This is a genomic window from Sulfuricurvum sp. (assembly GCF_028688295.1).
In the GTDB taxonomy this organism is placed as follows: Bacteria; Campylobacterota; Campylobacteria; order Campylobacterales; family Sulfurimonadaceae; genus Sulfuricurvum.
Genome location: NZ_JAQTYM010000066.1, coordinates 8,459 through 12,462 on the forward strand (window position 1 = coordinate 8,459; position 4,004 = coordinate 12,462).

Below are 4,004 nucleotides of genomic sequence, written 5' to 3' on the forward strand. Positions count from 1 at the left end.
GGTGTTACAGCGATTGGAATCGATTATAAGAAAGGTAGCCTCCAAGCTCGCATTTGGGATTACTATGCACATGAAATGTACAATACAATCTACGGGGATCTTGAGTACAAAACAAATGTAGGTGATGCTAAAGTAGCCCTGGGGGCACAATTACTCACCCAAAGTGATGTAGGAGATTTTTCAACATCTACCGGAGCTACAGCCCTTAAAGGTCTTAAAACGGTTAAAACTCCTTCGGGTACCAATCTGTATTCAACTAAAATCAGTGCAGACGGTCAAATCGATGCTATGGTATGGGGTGCTCAAGCAAAAGCATCTATCGGTTCATGGGGATTCAATGCCGCATATACAGACAGTAATGATGGACACGTGATCAATGCATGGGGAGGAGATCCGCTCTATACTGGAACGATCTTTACCCGTAACAACTACCGTGCCGATACCTCTGCTTATAAAATCGGGGGTGAATACGATTTTAGCAATCTCGGGGTAAAAGGGTTGAAATTCAGTATCAATCATGCTGAATACGACAGTGATGTTCAAACGTGGACCAATACAACCACTAAAGGTGCCATACAAAATGAACAAAGCAGTGAAACAGACTACATGCTCCATTACGTAGTCCCATCGGTCAAAGGGCTATGGTTCCGTCTCTTCCATGTTGAACGTGACAACGATACCCGTAACTATGAGCAATCCCACACGCGTCTCATCGCGAATCTCAGCTTCTAAGGAGTCTTTATGGAATTCTCACGACGTGATTTATTAAAAGCCTCCGGACTGAGTGTCGCCGCACTTGCACTAGGGACAACGGCTACCACTGCAACAGCGAATGATGCTGTTCCTTCTACGGAAATACTGCCAAAACCGACCGGAAAACGGGTCGTTGTCATCGGTGGTGGATGGGGCGGTCTTACCGCAGCCCGTTACCTCAAAAAAGAGGCGCCTGAAAGTGAAGTCGTTGTCCTCGAAAAACGGGATATTTTTGTTTCGTGTCCGATCAGTAATGAATGGCTTGCCGGCGAAGTTCCGATGGATTTTTTGACGCGCGATTATTACAGTGCGGCTAAAAATTTCGGCTATCAATTTTTTCAAACGACTGTCACCGGAATCGATCGTACTTCACGTACGGTTACTACCACAACAGGAACGCTCGAGTATGACTATCTCATCCTCTCTCCGGGAATCCGTTATGATTATTCCAAATGGTTTGGAAACGATACCCTAATGTCGGAACGGTGCCGTCAAGAGTGCCCACCGGCATTGATGAGCGGTAATGAACACATCGCCTTGAAAAAAATGCTCGAAGAGTTTGAAGAGGGGAATTTTATTATTTCGATTCCGGACACTGCCTATCGATGTCCACCGGCACCGTACGAACGTGCCGCCATGGTAGCTCACTATTTTCAAAAAAATGGGATCAAAGGAAAAGTAATTATCCTCGATCCAAAAGCAAAACCGGCACCTAAAGGTCCAGGATTTTTAGCGGCTTACAAAGAGTTGTATCCGGACATCATCGAGTATCATGCCAACTCACTTGTGACAGGAGTCGATCTCGATAAAAAAGAGGTCAAAGTTAAAGTAACCCTTGAAGATGATAGAACTGAAATGCAGACGATTTCCTATACTACCGCAAACTTGATTCCAACAAATGGAGCATCTGAACTGATCAAACTCGCAGGCGTTTCAGCTGGAAAAACAGGTTGGGGGGTGATGAATTCGCCAACATTCCAGACCAAAGCTGATGAGCGTATTTTCGTGATTGGTGATGCTGTCGGTGGGTACCCCTATCCAAAAAGCGGTGCTATTGCCAACGGACAAGGACATATTGTAGCCACACAGATCGCAAACATTATCAAAGGGTTACCATCCATAAAAGAGGTTACGCTCCCTCAAAACATTTGCTATTCGATGCTCAATGACAAAGAGGCTATTTCCATCGGGGTTACCTTCTCTCTGATGCAGGATAAAGACCTAAACGGCAACGATACGACGATCATCAAACCGAAGATGACCGAAAACAATACCCGCTCTACCGCGCTAGGCAAAGGGACTCACTCTTGGTTTAAAGGGATGATGGGAGATATGTTCGGAGCTTAATCAACTTTATGTTTTGTTTGAGTGTAAATTCAAATACGGTTTAATTTTCATTAAACTGTATTTGAATCGAGTAAAGATCACCCATCTCTTTAATAGTATATTCATAGCCAATCTCTTTACTCAATCGACTCAAAATTTTATTCCCGATTTTAGAGCTAAAAAGATATTTGTCATTCCCAACATGATTGCTGATTTCAATTATTCGAAGTTGTCCATCGATACTAATGTGAATTATACTGTTATATGCGGCATAGGTAATCGCATTTTCAATCAAGGCACCACAAACTTTGTACATTAATTTTTCTGCCGCTTTCACTTCAAAAGTTGATTGAGAAATATTAATTTGTAAGTTTTTCCTTTGGATTAAAATATCCATCTTCTCTTTTAATTTTGTAAGCATCGCATGTAAATCTATATCGATAGCTTCTTCAAAATCAGAACTTTCTAAAAATAATACATTTTTTAACTCTGCAGTCAAACGTTCTAAATCGTGAGACAACTCTTGAATAAATTTTGATTTTTCGTAGACATTCGACTGCTCATATACATCCAAGCGAGAACGCATCAGAGCGAGCGGCGTTTTTAATTCATGAGCTGCTTCTTTAAATAACTCGCTTTCTTTGCGACGATATTCTTCCATTCTTTTAACCAACGATGCAAATGCGCTGGAAACCTCTTTGATTTCTGAAGATACGTTTTCTTGAACAAAATCAAATGGATTTTCTCGTTTCCATTCTCGTGTTTTGATTGCTAATAATTCTAATGGTTTCATATAAAAATCAAGTGCAAAAATAATAATGAATAAAATGACAAGTAAAGAGATCATATAACGAATAAGTAGTTTTTGAGTGTATTTATAAGTGGCTTTGTCAATTTTTTGGTGATCACTGATTGCATTAAGATAATAATTATTGGAGAGTTTTATAGATGAAACGATTAGCTTATCATTTGTCCTATAGGGATTGGCTGAAACAACGAAATGTAACGCATTCACTTCTGAATCACTTACTATCATAATATTATGGGGAATGGTGTAGAGAAAATTTACATTACTAGATGGATTTAAAGAGGTGCTGATGTATTCATCAGTACTTTCAACAAGAAGGTGCGTAAGTACATTTTCTACCTCTTCTTCTTTTTGTACATGAACTGTTTTTACAGCAATAAGCAAGTTAATACTAAACGCTATTGCAAGCCCTATAAAAAAAATAAGGGAAATTTTAAACTTTAGCGACGCTACCCATTTAAATCGCAATTAAATATCCTCGTGTTTTTATTGTTTTAATAATATTGGGATGTAGCTTACGACGTATACGCCCAACAAGTTCATCAATTGCATTTGAGGTAATGTTTTGAGGATTGTCATAAAGCGTATCCATAATTTCTTCACGAGAAGCAATATCTCCTCGCTCTAAAAGATAAAAAAATAATTTTTGTTCATTGCTACTAAGGAGAATTTCATTTCCGGCTTGTTTGATTTTTTTAGAGTGTGTATCGATTTCAATATCTTCAAATATTTTTATTTTTGGAACATAACGGCGAGCCAGTGCGATCAATCTTGCACGTAGTTCTTTAATATCAAACGGTTTTTCGAGATAATCATCGGCACCGTATTCTAATCCCTGTACTTTTTCATCGATACTCCCAAGGGCACTTAACACCAACACTCCCATCGAAGGATTTTTAGCTTTTGCGTAAGTTATCAACTCTCTAACACGATCTTGTCCATGAAATGTTCTATCAACAACAAAAAGCTGATAGTGAAAAGCGTCTAAATGCCCTTTTGCATCTTCTACTTCTCCAGCCGTATCGATAATCCATACACCATTTTGCAAAGAGAGGCCTAATAGTTCCAAGAGTTCCGGTTCATCATCAGCTATTAGAATACGCATTTATAACTCTTT

Annotated in this window: 3 protein-coding genes and 1 pseudogene; 2 read left to right on the top strand and 2 right to left on the bottom strand. The window is 39.4% G+C overall.

The window, feature by feature from the left end:
• Both PHR02_RS11170 and PHR02_RS11175 read left to right on the top strand, forming a co-directional pair.
• Window positions 1-732, top strand: a pseudogene (locus tag PHR02_RS11170) (hypothetical protein); the annotation flags it as partial.
• A gap of 9 nt (window positions 733-741) precedes the next feature.
• Window positions 742-2,100 carry an FAD/NAD(P)-binding oxidoreductase gene (locus PHR02_RS11175; RefSeq protein WP_299992124.1) on the top strand — a complete coding sequence of 453 codons (1,359 nt, stop codon included), beginning with the start codon at window positions 742-744 and terminating at the stop codon, window positions 2,098-2,100.
• Between the two features lie 40 nt (window positions 2,101-2,140).
• Here the strand turns inward: PHR02_RS11175 and PHR02_RS11180 are convergent, their stop codons facing one another.
• Window positions 2,141-3,355 carry a HAMP domain-containing sensor histidine kinase gene (locus PHR02_RS11180; protein WP_299992125.1) on the bottom strand — a complete coding sequence of 405 codons (1,215 nt, stop codon included), beginning with the start codon at window positions 3,353-3,355 and terminating at the stop codon, window positions 2,141-2,143.
• Window positions 3,345-3,992 carry a response regulator transcription factor gene (locus PHR02_RS11185; protein ID WP_299992127.1) on the bottom strand — a complete coding sequence of 216 codons (648 nt, stop codon included), beginning with the start codon at window positions 3,990-3,992 and terminating at the stop codon, window positions 3,345-3,347. Before PHR02_RS11185 ends, PHR02_RS11180 begins: the two co-directional genes overlap by 11 nt.
• Window positions 3,993-4,004: the final 12 nt, after the last annotated feature.

What these genes read in the sequence shown, in the direction of transcription:
- PHR02_RS11185 (WP_299992127.1), bottom strand. Translation starts at nt 3,992, where the DNA reads ATGCGTATTCTAATAGCTGATGATGAACCGGAACTCTTGGAACTATTA.
- PHR02_RS11175 (WP_299992124.1), top strand. Translation starts at nt 742, where the DNA reads ATGGAATTCTCACGACGTGATTTATTAAAAGCCTCCGGACTGAGTGTC.